Origin of the sequence: Nocardia wallacei (genome assembly GCF_029868745.1) — a bacterium.
Lineage (GTDB): Bacteria > Actinomycetota > Actinomycetes > Mycobacteriales > Mycobacteriaceae > Nocardia > Nocardia wallacei_B.
On record NZ_JARWOP010000120.1, the window covers coordinates 72,020 to 89,924 of the forward strand.

Sequence of the window (17,905 nt, forward strand, 5' to 3'; positions counted from 1 at the left end):
GGTAGCGTGAACCGCCATGGCCGCGCCGCATCCACCCCTGTCGACTCCGGGGACCCGGACGCTGGCGGACGCCTGCCAGGCCGATATTCCGCGACTGACCAGCCGGTTGATCTCGGCGATCTTCACCGACAACCCGGAATGGACCGACTACACCTCGGTGCCGCGGGCGGAACTGCGCGACGGCTGCCGCCGCTACCTGACGCGCATCCTGCAGTTGCTGGGCGGCGAGCCCGGTGATCCCGAGCGCGACGGCGTGGCGGCGTCGATCGGGCGGCACCGCGCCGAACAGGGCGTCCCGCTGGAGGCGATGCTGCGCACGTTCCGGCTCGGCGGCGGCATCGTGTGGGAGGCGCTGCTGGACAAGGCCGAGAACGCGGGGCCGCAGGAGATCCGGGAGGCCGGGACGGCGATGTGGACGGTCATCGATGGGCTGTCCTCCGCGCTGGTCACCTCCTACCGCAACACCGAACTCGAGCAGGTGCGCCGCGACGAGCGCCGCCGCCACGCACTGATCGAGGATCTGCTCGCGGGACGGGCGCACGACGCCGGGTTCGCCGCCCGAGCCGCGCGCGAGTTGAACCTGCCGAGCCACGGGGCATACCTGGTGGTGGCCGCCCGCGGAGACGACCGTCCACTGCGCGCGGGCGCCGAAACCACGCTGTCCGCCTTGGGTATTCGCTCGGTGTGGCACGACCACATGGACACCACCATCGGCCTGGTGGCGCTGGAGCACCGCGACAGCGACGACGTGCTGCGGCATCTGCGGCCCCTGGTGCGCGGGCGCGCGGGCGCCTCCCCCGCCGTTCCCGGTCTCGCGCAAGTGGATTCGGCGCACGCGTCGGCGCTCACCGCGCTGGAGACGCTGCCCACCGACGCCACGGGATTGGTGGCACTGGACGAGCGCTACCCGGAGGCGCTGCTGACGCGCTCCCCCGACTTGGCCGACCAGTTGGTGGCGCACGTCCTGGGACCGGTGCTGGAGCTACCCGCGAAGGAGCGCGACATTCTGTTGCAGACCCTCGCGACCTGGCTGGCGGAGAACTGCTCGGCCGCCAATGCCGCCCCGCGCCTGCACTGCCACCGCAACACGGTGATCAATCGGCTGCAACGGATTTCGACGTTGCTCGGACGGCCGTTGGAGGGCCAGCGCTCCTACGTGGAGCTGTCGCTGGCCCTCGCCGCACTGCAGTTGCCCTGAGAACGCCGCCCCCTCACGCGCCCAGCGCGGCGGCCAGGTGCGGCCAGGAGTCGTGCAGATCGGCCTCGAATTGACCCCAGGTGTGTGAGCCCTCCGGCCGGTTCACATGGATCGCGGGGATGCCGAGCTGAGCGAGCCGTCCCGCGAAGGCCCCGGTGCAGGCGCTGGCGATCGCCTCGACCGGAGGGAACGGGAGACCGCCCTGATCGATGGCGCCCGGCGTGCCGGTGGCCGCCGAGAGGTAGACGGTCTTACCCGCCAGCGCGCCGGCGCGAGCGAACGCGTCGTGCGCGGGCCAAGCCCCCGTGCCCGGCAAGCCCCACATGTTCCCAGGGTTGGCGCCGCCCCGGACGACTTGCGCCGAGACCAAGCCGATTCCGGCGGGGTCCGAGGACCACGGGCAACCGCTGTAGGCGGCGACCGCGTTGTAGCGTTCCGGCGCCTGAATCGCCAGGTCGATGGCCGAGGCGGCGCTCATCGACACTCCGGCGACGGCATTGCGGCCGGTGCTGCCCAGATGCGAATCGAGCGCCGCGGGCAGCTCCTGGGTCAGGAAGGTCTGCCAGCGGCCGCGGCCGACCACGGGATCGTCGGTGACCCAGTCGGTGTACATGCTGTACGCGCCGCCGATCGGCATCACCACGTTGACGTGCTTGTCGGCGAAGAAATCCCGCACATCCGTATCGTCCCACCAGGAGATGCCGTCCAAGCCGCCGCCGATGCCCGTCAGCAGGTAGAGCGTGGGCGCGGAGCCCCCTGCGGCACGGATCACCCGGTTGCTCACCACGCGGTCCATCGCCGGGGAGTAGACGTCCACCTGCGAGACGGAGCCGCCCAAGGGGTGCTCGCCGACCACCCGCGCCTCCCCGGCGGCCGACGCCGTACCACTGGACACGAACCCTATAGCGACGGCGCCCATCAGCACACTCATGAGCGCGGCCGACCACCTCAAAGCCCTCACCATTCCGTTGTACGCGGAAGATCACCCGGGCGCAGCAATCCCGAGAAGATCAGCGCGTCGCGGCCCGCATGTCATCGATCGGCTTGTGGGACAGGCGGATCGCAGCAACCAGCCGCGGCGGCCCGCACCCGGCGTCGAAACACAGGTCCGGCCGTGCGCCGCGCTGGACGCGGCCCGCCTGGCAATCTTCCGGCACCGAACCACGAAGGATCGGCCGTTCGGTGTGTCTCGCAGTGTCGTGTCACGAGTGAACCATTCGGTCGATTGGGCTCGGAGCCCATTTTCGAAGCGCGATTCCTGGGCTTTCGAGTCATTGTTTGTGCACTGCGTGGCGACGAGACTCGTGGGCGATGACCCGTGCCACAACCTGGGCAGGGTCGGAATCGTCGAGACTAGGAGCACCACGAGTGCCGGAATTCGATCTTTTGGTCGTGGGCGGGGGCCCCGGCGGGTACGTGGCCGCCATCCGCGCGGCGCAGCGTGGTCTGTCGGTCGGCCTGGTGGAGAAGGAGCGGCCCGGCGGCGTCTGCCTGAACTGGGGCTGCATCCCGACCAAGGCCATGCTGCGCTCCGCCGAGGTCTTCCAAACTGTCAGCGCCGCAGCCGATTTCGGTGTGCTATCCGACAACGTCCGGTTCGATTTCGGCGCCGTGCGCCAGCGCAAGGACGGCGTCGTCAAGGAACTCACCGACGGCGTCGCGGGCCTGCTGCGGGCCAACGGCGTGACCGTGCTCGAGGGCCACGCCCGGTTCACCGGGCCCACCACCGTCGAGGTGCACGAGGTGGGCCCGTCGCCGATCTTCCCCGGCGGCCCGCGCTACGCCGCCGCCCCGACCACCCCGATCCGCCGCGTCGACGCCCGGGACGTGATCATCGCGACCGGCTCGGTCCCCGCGCGGCTGCCGATCCCGGGGGCCGAACTGCCCGGCGTGGTCACCTCCGACGGCGCGTTCGGACTGACCGAGGTGCCCCGGCGACTGGTGGTGGTCGGCGGCAGCGCGGTCGGCGCCGAATGGGCCAGTCTGTTCGCCACCTTCGGCGCCGAGGTCACGATCGTCGAACTCCAGGATCGCCTGGTTCCCTTGGAGGACAAGGACATCGGGACCACACTGGGCCGCTCGTTCACCCAGCGCGGCATCACCGTGCTGACGGGCTCGACGGTCGAATCGATCACGGCGGCCGCACCGTTGCGCGTGACCGTCGGCGGGCCGCACGCCCGTGAACTCGACGCCGATGTGGTGCTCGTGGGCGTGGGCCGCCGCCCCAACACCGCGGACCTGGGCCTGGCAGACGCCGGAATCGGCACGGACGCACGAGGTTTCATCGAGGTCGACGACCAATTGCGGACCGGCGTCGAACACGTCTACGCCATCGGCGACGTCACCGGCCGGGCGCTGCTCGCGCACGTCGCCTCGCACCAGGGGCTCACCGCCGCCGACGTGATCGCCGGACACCCCGCGCACATCGACTACACCGTGATCCCCGCGGCGACCTTCACCCACCCCGAGATCGCCTCCGTGGGCCTGACCGAGGAGCAGGCGCGGGCGGCCGGTCACCAGGTGCTGACCGCGAAGTTCCCGTTCGCGGCGCTGGGCCGGCCGCGGACCTTCGGCGACACCGAGGGCTTCATGAAGATCGTTGCCGGGCAACAGCATCAGGAAGTGCTCGGCGTGCATATCATCGGCCCGTCGGCCAGCGACCTGATCACCGAGGGCGCCCTCGCCATCACGCTGGAGGCGACCCTCGACGAACTCGCCGACACCATCCACGCCCACCCCACCCTCGGCGAGATCGGCATGGAGGCGGCCCTGACCGGGCTCGGCCTGCCGGTACACATCGCGCCGCGCAAGCGTTGAGGAGTCCCACCCGTGACCACGACCACCGCCCCGCGCAAGAGCGCACGCAAGGCCGCCCCCAAGCCGGAAGCCAAGGCGGACAACAGGTTCGCCGACGAGGACCCGAAGACACTGCGCGGGCTCTACCGCGACATGCTGTTCGTGCGCCGGTTCGAGGAGCGCACCGCGCAGAGCTACCAGCAGGCCAAGATCGGCGGCTACTGCCACCTCAATCTCGGTGAGGAGGCCACCGTCGTCGGCCTGGCGGCGGCCATGCGGCCCACCGACTATCTGTTCACGAACTACCGCGAACACGGCTACGCCCTGGCCAAGGGCATCGAGCCCGGCCGCGTGATGGCCGAGCTGTACGGCCGCACCACCGGCACCTCCAAGGGCTGGGGCGGGTCGATGCACATGTACGACACCGCGACCCGGCTGCTGGGCGGCTACGCCATCGTGGGCGGTCAGGTCCCGCTGGCCGTCGGCGCAGCGCTGGCCATCGACTACCGCGGCGGCGACGATGTCGTGGTGTGCCAGATGGGCGACGGCACCACGAATATCGGCGCCTTCCACGAGTCGCTGAACATCGCGGCGCTGTGGCGGCTGCCGGTGCTGTTCCTGGTGATCAACAACCGGACCGGCATGGGCACCACGGTCGAGCGGTCGTCGGCCGAACCCGACCTGTACAAGCGGGCCGAATCCTACCGGATGCGCGGCGAGCGGGTGGACGGCACCGACGTGCTGGCGGTCCGCGATGTCGCCGCCGAACTGCTGGAAGGCGCTCGGCGCGAAGGCAAACCGGCGCTGCTGGAGGCGGTCAGTCACCGCCTCAAGGGGCATTCGGTGGTCGACCCGGCGAAATACCGTTCCGCCGAGGACGTCTCGGCCGCCCGCGAGCACGATCCGATCGTCCGGTTCGCGGCCGAACTGGTCGCGGCCGGGGTGCTGTCGGAACAGGACACCGCCGACCTCGAGGCCGAGGTGCGCGAGGGTGTCGAGGCGGCGGTGGCATTCGCCGACGCCAGCCCGCACCCGGAGCCGGACAGCCTGTTCGACTACAACTACGCCACCCCGGTGCCCGGCGATTCCCGCCGCCTGCCCGCCGACCCGCTCTTCACAGCCTGAGGACTGCCACCGTGCCTGTCATGACCTATCGCGAGGCCCTGCGCGACACCCTGCGCCAGGAGATGCGCCGCGACGACGACATCCTGCTCATCGGCGAGGAGATCGGCGTCTTCGAGGGTTCCTACAAGATCACCGCCGGTCTGCTCGCCGAGTTCGGCGAGAAGCGGGTGCGCGACACACCGATCGCCGAGGAGGGTTTCGTCGGCGCCGCCATCGGCGCGGCCATGCTCGGGCTGCGCCCCGTCGTGGAGATCATGACGATCAACTTCTCGCTGCTCGCGCTGGACCAGATCGTCAACCACGCCGCCAAGATCTACGGCATGTTCGGCGGCCAGACCAGTGTGCCGATGGTGATCCGCACTCCCGGCGGCGGCGGTCAGCAACTCGGCGCGACGCATTCGCAGAACATCGAGCTGTACTACGCCTTCGTGCCCGGCCTGAAGGTGGTCGCGCCGAGTACGCCCGCCGATGCCCGCGCGCTGCTGCAGGCGGCGATCACCGACGACGATCCGGTGCTGTTCCTGGAGAATCTGTCGCTCTACAACACCAAAGGCGAAGTGCCCGACAACCTTCCGCCGGTACAGATCGGCAAGGCCGCGGTCACGCGGCCGGGCACGGACATCACGCTGATCGGCTACTCGCGGATGGCCACGGTCGCCACGCAGGTGGCCGAACGGCTGGCCGCGGAGGGGATCTCGGCCGAGGTGATCGATCTGCGCAGCCTGCGGCCGCTGGACCGGGACACCCTGGTGGCATCGGTGCGCAAGACGGGCTGCGCGGTGATCGGCGAGGACGACTGGCTCACCTACGGTATCGGCGCCGAGGTCGCCGCCTCGATCTCCGACGGCGCCTTCGACTATCTGGACGCGCCCGTGCGCCGGGTGGCGATGGCCGAGGTGCCGCTACCCTACGCCAAGCCGCTGGAGCGGCTCGCGCTCCCCTCCGCCGATTCGCTGTACACCGCCGCGGTGGAAACCCTTGCGGCCGTGGGCCGCCGCCGGTGAGCGCCGCCCGCACGCCCACTCCGAAGGACACCCACATTGCCTGAAATCACCATGCCCCGCCTGTCCGACACCATGGAGGACGGGGTCATCGCGTCCTGGCTCAAGCAGGTCGGCGACCAGGTCACCCGCGGCGAGGTGCTCGCCGAGATCGAAACCGACAAGGCCCTCATGGAATTGGAGGCCTACGACGACGGCGTACTCGAGCAGATCCTCGCCGACGCGGGCGCCCGGGTCCCGATCGGCGAGCCGATCGCCATTGTCGGGGACGGGACCGCGCCCTCGCCTTCCGCAGGCGCACAAGGCGCTTCGGCCGCTTCGAGTCCGGCGACCGGCGGCACCCCGGGCGAGGTCCCTGGTGCGCGTGGTTCTGTTCATGACGGAGTAGCTGCGGACACCGGCGCACAGTCGGTCCGGGCTGCCGATTCGCAGGGCGGTCCGGCGGGCGGTGCGGCAGGCGGTGCGACGAGCGGCGAGCGGCGGCCCAAATCGTCTCCGCTGGCTCGCAAGATCGCTCGCGAGCTGGGCGTAGATCTGGCGGCGGTCACGGGCACCGGCCCCGGCGGCCGGATCACGCGCCAGGATGTCGAATCCGCCCGTGCCGCAGACGATTCCGCACAACGACCCGGCACCGAAGCCGCGGGCAACTCCCGCCCGGACGGCCGATCCGCGAGCCCGGCGCACAACGAACCAGCCGAGGGCGCCATCGGCGGATCCGGGAGTTCCGCACCGGCATCCGGCGCGTACGACGACGTGCCGCTGACCACGATCCAGCAGGTGTCGGCCAAGCGGCTGGCCGACAGCATGCAGCAGGCGCCCCACATTTATCTGACCAGCGCGATCGACGTCACCGAGTTGCTGGCGTTCCGCGGCGAGATCAACGCCACGCTGGAGGCGGCGGGCAAGGGCAAGGTCAGCGTGAACGACCTGCTGGTGAAAGCCGTGGCCGCGACGCTGCGCGCGGAACCGGCCGTGAACGTCTCCTTCGCCGGTGACAAACTGTTGCGCCACCACGGGATTCACCTCGGCGTCGCGGTGGCAACACCGGCCGGGTTGCTGGTGCCGGTGATCCGCGATGCCGACCGCAAGAGCGTCTCCGAGATCGCGGCCGAGACCCGGGATCTGGCCGGGCGGGCACGCGACCGCAAGCTACGCGCGAACGAGATGTCCGGCGGCACGTTCACCATCTCGAACCTGGGCATGTTCGGCATCGAGCAGTTCACCGCCGTGATCAACCCGCCGGAGTCGGCGATCCTCGCCGTGGGCGCCGCCCAGGAGGAACTGCGCCTCGCGGACGGCGAGGTGGTCGCCCGCAAGATCCTGCGGGTGACCCTGTCCGCCGACCACCGCGCGATCGACGGCGCCGTCGGGGCCCAGTTCCTGCGGCACCTGCAGGAACTGCTGGAACACCCGCTGCGCATCGTCACCTAGCCCGGCGCGCACAGCTTCCCGACCACCGGCATACCCGCCGACCCCGGCGCCAGTGCCCGCTTCCCGACAGCGGACGCCGGGGTTCCCGCCGGAGCGCCACAAGTGCACGAGGGACCCGATCCCCACCCCGGGCGGCGGGAGTACCGCCGGGGTGACGGGCCAGGCCACCAGCCACCCGTCACCCCGGCCTGAGCATCCACTCGCGGCGGACTCGCGGCAGAATCTGCCGCGTCGCTCGGAATAGTGACCGCACAGGCCGGGTTCGATGTGAGGTGGACGCGGGTTTCCAGCTCTTCGGCGAGCACATCCTCTGGACCGACCTGATCGGGAACATCCTGTCGCTGACCGTGGTCTGGCTGGCCATGCGCAAGACGATGTGGACCTGGCCGGTGCAGTTGGCGGGCGCGTTGCTGCTGCTCGCCGCCTCGCTGGACGCGCACGTGCCCGGAAACGCGCTCAAGCAGATCCTGTTCTGCGCGTTGGCCGGATACGGCTGGATCTCCTGGACCCGCGGCCGGCGCGACCACGGCGGCCTGCTGGTCCGCCCGGCGACCGCGCGCGAACGCGCCGTCCTGCTCACCGTGCTCGCCCTGGGCACCGTGCTGGTGGCCGAGCTGTTCATTCACCTGACCTGGCTGCATATCGCGTGGTCCCCGTGGGCGAACGCGTACATCTTCGTCGGCAGCGCGATCGCGACCTTCGCGCAGAGCCGCGCCCTGGTCGACTTCTGGATCATCTGGATGCTCGTCGACCTGGTCGGTGTGCCGCTGGCCTTCAACTCCGGCCTGTACGTCTCCGGCGCGGTCTACGGCCTGTTCTTCGTCATGGTCATGATCGGCTTCGCCCGCTGGCGTCGCGAATACCGGGCCCGGCAGCGCCTGCTCGGGCGGCCGGACCCGATAACCACGTGAACGGCCTAGCGGGCAGCACCCCCGCACGGCCCGTTCACAGCAGCCCGCGCAGGCGCAGATCGTCCGCGTACTTCCCGATCAGCGCCGCAGTCAGGTGCGGGACGTCCGCGGCCGCGCCGATCCGTTCCTGCTGCACGGCCGCCTGAAACTTCTTGGCGGGCAATACCACTCCCGGCATCGGCACGTCCGGCTCGCGGTAGGCATGTAGCAGCGGGAGCACCGAGTGGCGGCGTTGTGTCTCCGGCAGCGCCCGCAACGCCGTCTCGAACCGGGACAGCCACCGCCCGTAGTCGTCGATGCGCTCGATCGGATGACCGGCGGCGACGAGCCAGTCCACGAACACGTCCAGCGACAGGCCGTCGTCGTGCGGGTTGAGCACGTCGAAGCTCTCGAAGCCGGTGTCGACCCGGGCCCCGAGGGTGGTGATCGCCGCCGCGGTGAAATCGGCGGGCAGGCCGTCGTAGTGCGCGCGCTGCCGATGGCCGCCGGAATCGGTCCGGTAGAACGACTTCGGCGCCACCCCGGTCGCCAGCACACTCAACAGCAGCCGCGTGAACATGTCGGGGAGGTTGAACTGACCGGCGTACCGGCTGTGCGCCAGGATCATATCCGAGCGGAACACCGCCACCGGTAGCCCGCACAGGTCGTGCGCCTCCCGCAGCAGCACCTCACCGGCCCATTTGCTGTTGCCGTAACCGTTGGCGTAACTGTCGTCGAGCGAGCGGCGCGCGCTGATCTCGCGGATGTCGCCGTCCTCGGTGAACCGCTGCGGATCCACCTGCGCGGCCACGCCGACCGTCGACAGGTAGGTCACCGGCTTCAACTGCCCGGTCAATGCCAGCCGGATCACCTCCGCGGTACCGACGACGTTGGGTCCGAACAGCTGGTCGTAGGGCAGCACGTGATTCACCAGCGCCGCCGGATGCACGATCAGGTCGACCGTATCGGCCAGCCGCCGCCAGTCCGCCTCGCCCACACCGAGATTCGGCTCACCGATATCGCCCGCGAGCACCTCCAGCGTGCCGTCGGCCAGCTCGCGGTAGCGCCGCAGCAGCTCCGGATCGCCACTGTCGAAGACGTCGTCCAGCCGTGCCCGCGCCGCCGCGGCGTCCCGGCCGCGGACCACGCAGATCAGCGTGCCGCCCGAATCGTGCAGCCGCTCCAGCCATTCCAGGCACAGGAACCGGCCCAGATAGCCGTTGGCGCCCGTCAGCAGCACCGTTCGCGGCGGACGTGGAGCACGGGGCAGGCGCGGCGCGTCCGCGAGTGTCGCCGCGTCGACGAACTTGTCCAGCGTCAGGTCCGCGGCCCGGATCTCGGCGCCGCTGCCGTGCACCGACTCCGCCGAGGGACGGGTGCCGCCCGTGCGGCGCTCGGTCTCGATGTACGCCGCCAGCGCCCGCAGATCCGTTGCCGGACCGACGATTACGCTCACCGGCACCTCGACGCCGAAGATCTCGCGCAGCAGATTCGACAGCGACAGCGCCGACAGCGAGTCCCCGCCGAGGTCGGCGAAATGCGCGTCGGGCGTCAGATCGGTTCCGGCACAGCCCAGCAGCGCCTTGGCGGCGCGCCCGACCGTATCCAGCACGGACAGCTCGGCGGCGGCCGAGCGCAGCGCGGACAGCTCGTCCTCCTGTGCGCGCGCCAGTTCCTCGTACCGCTGTTCCAGCCGCGGCCCGTAGCGTTCCTTCAGCTTGGGCCGCAACAGCTTCGCGATGCCCGACAGCAGCCCGTTGGCCATGCTGAACGGCTCGGTCTCCAGCAGGAAGTCGCGCGGAATCTCGTAGGACTCGAGTCCGGCGTCCTTGGCCACCCGCTGCAGTGACTCCCCGATCGCCGCCTTCAGGTCGGCGACCTCCGGATACGCGGACACCGCCGCGGCGGTCGGCACGATCACGGCCAGCAGGAAGGCGCGCTCACTGGAGCCGTACACGAAGATCTGCCGGACCAGCGGACTACCGGCGTAGACGGCCTCCAGCTTCGACACCGCCACGAACTCGCCCTGGGACAGCTTCAGCACGTTGTTGCGCCGATCGACATACACCAGCTGGTCGGGTCCGATCTCGGCCATGACGTCGCCGGTGCGGTAGAAGCCGTCGGCATCGAAGATCTCGGCGTTCAGTTCCGGCCGCTTGTAGTAGCCCGATACCAGCGTCTCGGCCTTGATCAGCAACTCGCCCCGCGGATACGGCTTGTCGGTGCCGAAATACCCCAGTTCCGGGACGTCCACCAGCTTGTAGTCCTGCACCGGCGGACGCTGCAACCGATTGTTGAGCAGCACTCCGCCGCCGGTCTCGGTGGCGCCGTAGCCGTCGAACATCCCGATCTCGAGCACCGACTCCATGAACGCCCGCATGTCCCGCGACACCGGCGCGCTGCCGATCAGCGCCAGCAGCAGCCGCCCACCCAGGAAGTGCTCGCGCAGTTCGGTTTTCACTTCCCGCTCGACGCCCGCCGGATCGCCGCCGGCCGCCACCTTGCGGTCGACCTCGCTGCGGAAACGCTGAAACACCATGTCGCACACGCGCGGCACGAAGAACACCAGCGTCGGCCGGGCCAGCGAGAGGTCCTCGAACAGCGTCGACATATCACTGCGGGCCGCGAAGTACACGGTGCCGCCGACCGCCAGGCAGCCGATCAGCGACGCCCGGCCGGCGACATGGCTCATCGGCATGTAACTGAAACCGACAGTTGGCAGCGGATGGTCGCCGCCGCTGCGCCACATCCGGGCCAGCATCCGCTCGGAATACATTGCGCCCTTGGGTGTTCCGGTGCTGCCGGAGGTGTAGATCAGCAGCGCGAGATCGTCCTCGTCCGCGCCGGTGCGCAGCGGCGCGGGTGGCAGCGCGCGGCCACGGTCCAGCGCCTCGTCGAGCGTCTCGACGCGCACCGGGCCACCCGACAGCCGGGCGCGAGCGGCCGCGAGCGCGGCGCGGTGGTCGTCGTCGCGGGCGTGGTAGTCGAAGACGACCAGCGAGCGCACGGACGCGGCATCGAGCGCCAGATCGACTGCGGCGCCGAGCTGTTCGACGTCGGTGGCGAGCACGCGCGGCTCGGTTTCCGCGACGATCGGCGTCAGCTGCGCGAGCGATCCGCCCGCCTGCAGCGGCACCCCGACCGTCCCGAGGTAGGTGCAGGCGAGGTCGACGATGGTGTAGTCGACACTGGTGAATCCGAGAACGGCGACGAAATCACCTGCCCGCGTGGGCCGTTCGGGATCATGATGCCAGGCGGCGGCCAGCGCCCGCACCCGCTCCCACAACTGTCCGTAGGTGAGGGTGTCGAAGCGGGGCAGTAGCCGCGCGCGGTGGTGTCCGCTGTCGTCGGCGACATACTCGACGGCGCGCTCACCGACCGCCACCCGATCGGCATACCCCTCCATGAGAGCGGCCACCACCTGCGCCGATCCCAGTCCGGGCGCCTGCACGGCCTTGCTCACGGCGTCGTCCGGGAGCGCGGCGCGAATCTGCTCGTCGCGCCCGATCAGCTCCGTCGCCCGCCGTACCAGTCGTTCCTGCTCCTGCGTGATATCCATCCCCAAGACGTCCATCCCGACCTCTCCGAGTTGTCCGGCAACCTGTTCGACAGTCGATGCGCGCGGGGCAAGCACATCCCGCGGCAATTAATTTACCCACGCTAACTATCTCTACGGTCGCGCCGCCTGCGACACACTGTCAAGAGGATCGCCGGGCGCCGCGGCATCGCCCGAGCTAGGCGCGATTGAGGCGTGCGTCACGCTGGACGTTTTGTACTTTTCGAGGCATTTCCCGAGGGCGTGGCCGCGTCATCTCGGCCATCGAAACAGCCGGACGCCGCTACGATCCGAGGAGGTGGTGCGCCGCGGCGGGCGGTGTCAGTGAGGAGAGGTCCATGTCCCAGAAGGTTCGCGGCGTCGTTGCCCGCGGCGCCGGAGCACCGGTCGAGATCGTCGACATCGTCGTCCCGGATCCGGGGCCGCGCGACGTGGTGGTGCGGGTGCTGGCGTGCGGTGTGTGCCACACCGACCTCACCTATCGCGAGGGCGGCATCAACGACGAGTTCCCGTTCCTGCTCGGTCACGAGGCCGCGGGCGTCGTGGAGACCGTGGGCGATTCCGTCACCCATGTGCGGCCCGGCGACCGGGTGCTGCTGAACTGGCGTGCGGTATGCGGCGCCTGCCGGGCGTGCAAGCGCGGCAAGCCCTGGTACTGCTTCGACACGCACAACGCGAGCCGCCCGATGACGCTGTCCGACGGCACCGCCCTCACTCCCGCGCTGGGCATCGGCGCGTTCGCCGACAAGACCCTGGTGCACGAGGGCCAGTGCACCGTCATCGACGCGGACACCGATCCGGCGGTGGCCGGGCTGCTCGGCTGCGGTGTGATGGCCGGGCTCGGCGCGGCCATCAATACCGGCAACGTGCGCTACGGCGACTCGGTGGCGGTGATCGGCTGCGGTGGCGTCGGCGACGCCGCCGTCGCCGGGGCCCGGCTGGCCGGCGCGACCACGATCATCGCCATCGACCGCGATCCCCGGAAACTGGAGTGGGCCACCGAACTCGGGGCCACGCACACCCTGCGGGCCGGTGACGATGTGGTCGAGCGGGTGCAGGAGCTGACCGGCGGATTCGGCGCGGACGTCGTGATCGACGCCGTGGGCCGCCCGGAGACCTGGAAGCAGGCGTTCTACGCCCGCGACCTGGCAGGCACCGTGGTGCTGGTCGGCGTACCCACACCGGACATGCGCCTGGACATGCCGTTGATCGACTTCTTCTCCCGTGGTGGCGCGTTGAAGTCCTCCTGGTACGGCGACTGCCTGCCCGAACGCGATTTCCCGATGCTGCTGGACCTGTACCGCCAGGGCCGCCTACCGCTGGAACGCTTTGTCACCGAACGCATCCCGATCGACGGGGTGGAACAGGCGTTCACCACCATGCACCACGGTGAGGTGCTGCGCTCGGTGGTGGTGCTGTGAACATCGAACGCGTGGTCACCTCCGGCACCTTCGAATTGGACGGCGGCTGCTGGGATGTCGACAACAACGTCTGGGTGGTCGGCACCGACACGGAGGCGGTGATCATCGACGCCGCCCACGACCCGGCGCCCGTGCTCGCCGCGGTAGGCGACCGCCGGGTCACGGCGGTGCTCTGCACCCACGCCCACAACGACCACATCAACGTCGCACCGCAACTGGCCGCGGCGACCGGAGCGCCGATCCTGCTGCACCCCGCCGACGACATGCTCTGGCGCGCTGTGCATCCCGAGGTCGACTACCAGCCGCTGGCACACGGTCAGCGAATTCCGGTCGGCGACACGGCGATTCAGGTACTGCACACGCCGGGCCACTCGCCCGGAGGCTGCAGCCTGTACCTGGCCGAGCAGCAGGCCGTGTTCACCGGCGACACGCTGTTCTCGGGCGGCCCAGGCGCGACCGGACGGTCGTATTCCCATTTCCCCACCATCATCGAGTCCATCCGGACCCGGTTGCTGGCACTGCCGGGGGACACGATCGTGCACACCGGGCACGGCGACTCCACCACCATCGGCGCCGAGGCGCCACACCTCAGCGAGTGGATCCACCGGGGTCACTGACCGATACGCCGGTCCTGTTGAATTTCGCACATCAACTGCCAAGCAATCGCTTGGGTTGGTAATCTCGGCAGCACAGGAGGACGGTGACCGGCATCGGTCGTGCAGACGATGCGCAAGCACCGTGCCGGTCCGCGTACGCGCGACCATCAGGGAATATCAATGGGGATGTGACCAGGGGCAATTCGGTTCCGTCCGGCACCACTCGGTGCCGGACCGGTTGTGGCGTGCCGCCGTCCGTCGGCGACTCGACAGACAGGAACGCTACCCATGACCACCCGGAAGATTCCGGATCCGAACCACCCGCTGCTCCCCCTGGCGCGGGCCTACACCAACTACTTCACGCCGACGGTCACCGGCGCGCAGCACGTGCCGGAATCCGGTCCGGCACTGATCATCGGCAACCACTCGTCGATCTACTGGGCGCCCGAAGTGTGGATCACGCTGCTGACGATGATGGACCGCCGGCCGATCGAACCCAGTTTCGGTCTGGCGCACGAAATCCTGTTGCGCACACCGGTTCTCGGTGACAGCCTGCGCGATCTGGGCGCGTTGCCCGCCTCGCGGGAGGCCGCGACGACGGGATTGAAGGACGGCGGCGCCGTGCTGGTGTACCCCGGCGGCGACTGGGAGGCCTGCCGCCCGTGGACCGACCGTGGCCGCATCGACTTCGCCGACCGGAAGGGATTCATCCGTCTCGCACTGGAACTCGGCGTCCCGGTGATCCCCGCCGTCGCCACCGGCGGTCACGACTCCATCTTCATCGTCAGCCGCGGCGAGCGCACTGCGCGGCTACTGCGCCTCGATAAACTGCTGCGCGCCAAGGTATTTCCCTACACCGTCGGCGTGCCGTTCGGTTTCGCGCCGATCGTGCCGCAGGTTCCGCTGCCCGCCACCGTGCAACTGAGCTTCCTGCCGCCGCTGGACTGGTCCACCGAACCCGGCGATCCCGAGAACGCGGCGGAGGTGGACGCCTGCTACCGCGAGACCGTGGACACCATGCAGCGCGAACTCGATCGGTTGCGCGCCGAGATCCCCAATCCCGTTGCGACAGGCATCAAACGGCACCTCGCCGACCTGCCGGGGCCGCTGTCGGGACTCGCCGGAATCGTGTGAGGGCGGTCAGGACGACATCACCGCCTCGATCGAGGCCACCAGCCGGGACGCGTGCTCGCCGAGATAGAAGTGGCCGCCGTCGTAGGTGGTGAGTTCGAAACCGCCGGTGGTGTGGTCGCGCCAGGCGCGCACCTCCGCGAGGGTCACCTTCGGGTCGTGCAGGCCGATGTGGGCGTGGATCGGCGCGGAGACGGTGGCGCCGTCCGTGCCGCGGTAGGTCTCGGCGGCCTTGTAGTCGGCTCGGAGGGCGGGCAGGATCGCGCGCAGCATCTCGTCGTCGTCGAGGACCCGGGCGTCGGAGCCGTCGAGCCGCCGCATCTCCGCCAGCACACCGGCGTCGTCGAGGCGGTGCACGGTCTCGACGCGTACCTGCGACGGCGCCCGGCGGCCGGAGACGAACAGGGCGGCCGGACCGGTACCGCGCGCCTCCAGCAGCCGCGCCACCTCGAACGCCACCGAGGCGCCCATGCTGTGCCCGAACAGGTACAGCGGCCTATCGAGCCACGGAACCAGCTCCGCCGCAACGATTTCCGCCAACTCCGGCACGCTCTCGACGCAGGGCTCGTGGCGGCGGTCCTGCCGTCCGGGGTACTGGACGGCCAGCACCTCGTGCGCGGGCGCGACCATCCGGGAGACCGGGTGGAAGTATGTCGCCGAGCCCCCGGCGTGCGCCAGGCAGACCAGCCGCGCGGCCGGATCGTCGCGCGGGTGGAACCGCCGCACCCAAGCCCCGGCTGTCCGTTGTCCGTCGGTCATCGAAACCCCCTCGTGCGGTGTGTCATCCGACATTGTCGCGAGGTTCGGTCTCTCCGGCCACCGGACGTCCCGGCCGTACGGCGCGAAACCCTTGCGGCCAGGCAGGGATTCCCGTCGAGTTCGGGCGCACCGGTGCCCGGTTACGGCGTGGAGTAGCCGATCAGCGCGCCGATACCGGCCCCGATCGGCACCGTCACCAGCGCGCCGACGCCACCGAGGAAGAACCCGATGACCGCGCCGATGCCGGCGCCGATGAGCGCGCCGACCACCGCGTTGTGCTGTTTGCGCGCCTCGGTCTCGGCCTCGTCGATGTTCTGCGCCGCGGCGGAATTCGCGGTCAACGTCAGGGTGCGGCCGGCGGGGTCGATGCGCGGTGTCAGGCCGACGGTTCCGCCCGCGCCCTGCACGGCCAGCGGTACCGTAACGACCTCGCGGCCCGCGACGTCGGTGAGCGTGACCGCCCGGCCGTCCGGGGCGAGCGCGAAACTGCCGGTGGCGACGGTGGTCGTCACTCCGGTGTGGTCCGCGGTGGGCGCGGATACGTAGGCGATGCCGTGGTCGACACCGCTGATACCCGGCTCGGCCGCCGGTGCGGGCGCCGCCCCGACGACTCCCGCGGTGACGCCGGTGGCCCCGATCGCGAGCAGGGCGGTAGCAGCGATTCGCTTGGCTCTCATTGCCTTCCCCTAATTCCATCGGCCCGGTAACAGCCGATATTCCCCAGGCCGGATCTCGGCCGCATTCATTCTCCCGCGAAAAACCCTGCGCAGCGGTCGGTTTCCGAAATCTCGTGGTTACCTCACGACAATGCCCGGGTATCGTTCCCCTCGGATCGAAGGCAGTCAGTGGATACCCATCGCTCGGCCGAACGCTAGGAGCCACCACATGGTCACGATCATCGGCGGCGGTATCGCCGGCACCGTCCTCGCCGGAGCGCTGGCTCGGCACGGTCGCCCGGCCACCGTGTACGAGCGGCAGGCGCTCCCGCGCAATGGGCAGTTCCTCGTCCTCGACGGGCGCGCGCACGCGGCGCTGCACAGCCTCGGCGTGCCGGTCGACCCGCTGCACAAGGTCTCGCACCCACTCACCGCGATCCGCATCGCCTACACGGAGAACGAGCGCACACGGCCCAGCGACGGTCACCGCCTGTACTTCCGCGACGACCTCATGCGCGTCCTGGACGAGTTCGCCGCGTCCGCGGGCGCGCGGCGGCACGACGGGATCGCGATCACCGACCTCGACCCCGCCACCGGCACCCTGGTCAGCGGCGCCACGTCCGTCGCCACCGACGATCTGATCATCGGAGCGGACGGCACCGACTCGCTCGCCCGCGCCCGGCTCGAGCCCGCCCGGTCGGCCGAATATGCCGGGCAAACAGTCGTCTACGGCACCACCCGCGTCCCCGTGCGGCCGGACAGCGCGCCCTCGGTCCTGCACTTTCAAGGCCGGGTGGGCACGGGGACCCTCCCCGCGAGCACCTTCGGCCACTTCTGGAACGACGATGTGGCCGTGTGGTTCTGCCGCATCACCCAGCCCGAGCTGCCGCCCGAGGAGATCGGGACGCACCCGGTGCGGGACTGGGCCGAGGCCGTGCGGCTGTCCGCCCCGGCCATCGCGCCCATTGTCGACGCCATGGTGAACGAGACCGACACGGTACGAGTCATCAACGCCCGCAATGTGCCGCTCGCCGACGCGGCGACGCCGCGTGCCCCCGTCCTCCTCTGTGGTGACGCCGACCATGCCCTCACCCCCGCCGCCGGTGTGGGCGCCCGCGATGCCATCGAGGACGCGGCCGCCCTCGTTGCCGCGCTGAGCACCGGTGCGGATCCCGCCGCGGCGATGGCGGAACGTCGTCGGCAGTTGGTCGAGGAGCGGGACCGCATCGCCCGGTTGTACGAGCGGCCGCGGAAGTAGTCGCGGCCTATCTCGGACCGATTCGGTTGCGCCACACCGGCCTAACGCCGGGCAAACGGGTCCGCTGGTGGACTGGGCGCCGGAGCT

The 17,905-nt window shown here is 70.1% G+C and carries 14 protein-coding genes; 10 read left to right on the top strand and 4 right to left on the bottom strand.

The features are described from left to right. Positions 1-16: 16 nt before the first annotated feature. Positions 17-1,198, top strand: coding sequence for a PucR family transcriptional regulator (locus QH470_RS09595; protein WP_280271931.1), 1,182 nt, complete (start codon positions 17-19; stop codon positions 1,196-1,198). Positions 1,199-1,211: 13 nt separating this feature from the next. Here the strand turns inward: QH470_RS09595 and QH470_RS09600 are convergent, their stop codons facing one another. Beyond that, complete coding sequence (locus tag QH470_RS09600; protein ID WP_280271932.1) at positions 1,212-2,129, bottom strand: alpha/beta hydrolase; 918 nt, start codon at positions 2,127-2,129, stop codon at positions 1,212-1,214. A 437-nt stretch (positions 2,130-2,566) separates the two neighbouring features. Between QH470_RS09600 and lpdA the strand changes: the two genes are divergently transcribed. The 5 genes from lpdA (at position 2,567) to QH470_RS09625 (ending at position 8,462) form a co-directional block, all read left to right on the top strand. Beyond that, positions 2,567-4,015 (top strand): dihydrolipoyl dehydrogenase, encoded by a 1,449-nt coding sequence (gene lpdA, locus QH470_RS09605; RefSeq protein ID WP_280271933.1) that lies wholly within the window; start codon positions 2,567-2,569, stop codon positions 4,013-4,015. A gap of 12 nt (positions 4,016-4,027) precedes the next feature. Beyond that, a complete protein-coding gene (gene pdhA / locus QH470_RS09610) occupies positions 4,028-5,119 on the top strand; it encodes a pyruvate dehydrogenase (acetyl-transferring) E1 component subunit alpha (RefSeq protein ID WP_280271934.1) in 1,092 nt (363 codons plus the stop codon). A gap of 20 nt (positions 5,120-5,139) precedes the next feature. Beyond that, positions 5,140-6,123 carry an alpha-ketoacid dehydrogenase subunit beta gene (locus tag QH470_RS09615; RefSeq protein ID WP_280271935.1) on the top strand — a complete coding sequence of 328 codons (984 nt, stop codon included), beginning with the start codon at positions 5,140-5,142 and terminating at the stop codon, positions 6,121-6,123. 36 nt (positions 6,124-6,159) lie between these two features. Next, on the top strand, positions 6,160-7,551 hold the full coding sequence (locus QH470_RS09620) for a dihydrolipoamide acetyltransferase family protein (RefSeq protein WP_280271936.1): 1,392 nt from the start codon (positions 6,160-6,162) through the stop codon (positions 7,549-7,551). Positions 7,552-7,823: 272 nt separating this feature from the next. Next, complete coding sequence (locus QH470_RS09625) at positions 7,824-8,462, top strand: nicotinamide mononucleotide transporter family protein (RefSeq protein WP_280271937.1); 639 nt, start codon at positions 7,824-7,826, stop codon at positions 8,460-8,462. Positions 8,463-8,496: 34 nt separating this feature from the next. On the opposite strand, the gene car is transcribed toward QH470_RS09625, so the two are convergent. Beyond that, positions 8,497-12,000 carry a carboxylic acid reductase gene (gene car / locus QH470_RS09630; protein WP_280271938.1) on the bottom strand — a complete coding sequence of 1,168 codons (3,504 nt, stop codon included), beginning with the start codon at positions 11,998-12,000 and terminating at the stop codon, positions 8,497-8,499. Positions 12,001-12,335: 335 nt separating this feature from the next. Here car and QH470_RS09635 point away from each other — a divergent pair, with 335 nt between their 5' ends. The 3 genes from QH470_RS09635 to QH470_RS09645 all read left to right on the top strand — a co-directional run bounded on the left by QH470_RS09635 (position 12,336) and on the right by QH470_RS09645 (position 15,148). Beyond that, positions 12,336-13,418, top strand: coding sequence for an S-(hydroxymethyl)mycothiol dehydrogenase (locus tag QH470_RS09635; RefSeq protein ID WP_280271939.1), 1,083 nt, complete (start codon positions 12,336-12,338; stop codon positions 13,416-13,418). After that, positions 13,415-14,035 carry an MBL fold metallo-hydrolase gene (locus QH470_RS09640; RefSeq protein ID WP_280271940.1) on the top strand — a complete coding sequence of 207 codons (621 nt, stop codon included), beginning with the start codon at positions 13,415-13,417 and terminating at the stop codon, positions 14,033-14,035. Before QH470_RS09635 ends, QH470_RS09640 begins: the two co-directional genes overlap by 4 nt. Positions 14,036-14,302: 267 nt before the next feature. After that, positions 14,303-15,148 (top strand): 1-acyl-sn-glycerol-3-phosphate acyltransferase, encoded by an 846-nt coding sequence (locus QH470_RS09645; protein WP_280271941.1) that lies wholly within the window; start codon positions 14,303-14,305, stop codon positions 15,146-15,148. Positions 15,149-15,154: 6 nt separating this feature from the next. Here the strand turns inward: QH470_RS09645 and QH470_RS09650 are convergent, their stop codons facing one another. Both QH470_RS09650 and QH470_RS09655 read right to left on the bottom strand, forming a co-directional pair. Further along, on the bottom strand, positions 15,155-15,904 hold the full coding sequence (locus QH470_RS09650; RefSeq protein WP_280271942.1) for a thioesterase II family protein: 750 nt from the start codon (positions 15,902-15,904) through the stop codon (positions 15,155-15,157). A 140-nt stretch (positions 15,905-16,044) separates the two neighbouring features. After that, entirely contained in the window at positions 16,045-16,581 is a 537-nt protein-coding gene (locus QH470_RS09655; RefSeq protein ID WP_280271943.1) for a DUF8020 domain-containing protein, read from the bottom strand. Positions 16,582-16,789: 208 nt separating this feature from the next. Here QH470_RS09655 and QH470_RS09660 point away from each other — a divergent pair, with 208 nt between their 5' ends. Further along, the gene (locus tag QH470_RS09660; protein WP_280271944.1) at positions 16,790-17,818 is read left to right on the top strand and encodes an FAD-dependent oxidoreductase; all 1,029 of its coding nucleotides are present in this window, start codon (positions 16,790-16,792) and stop codon (positions 17,816-17,818) included. Positions 17,819-17,905: the final 87 nt, after the last annotated feature.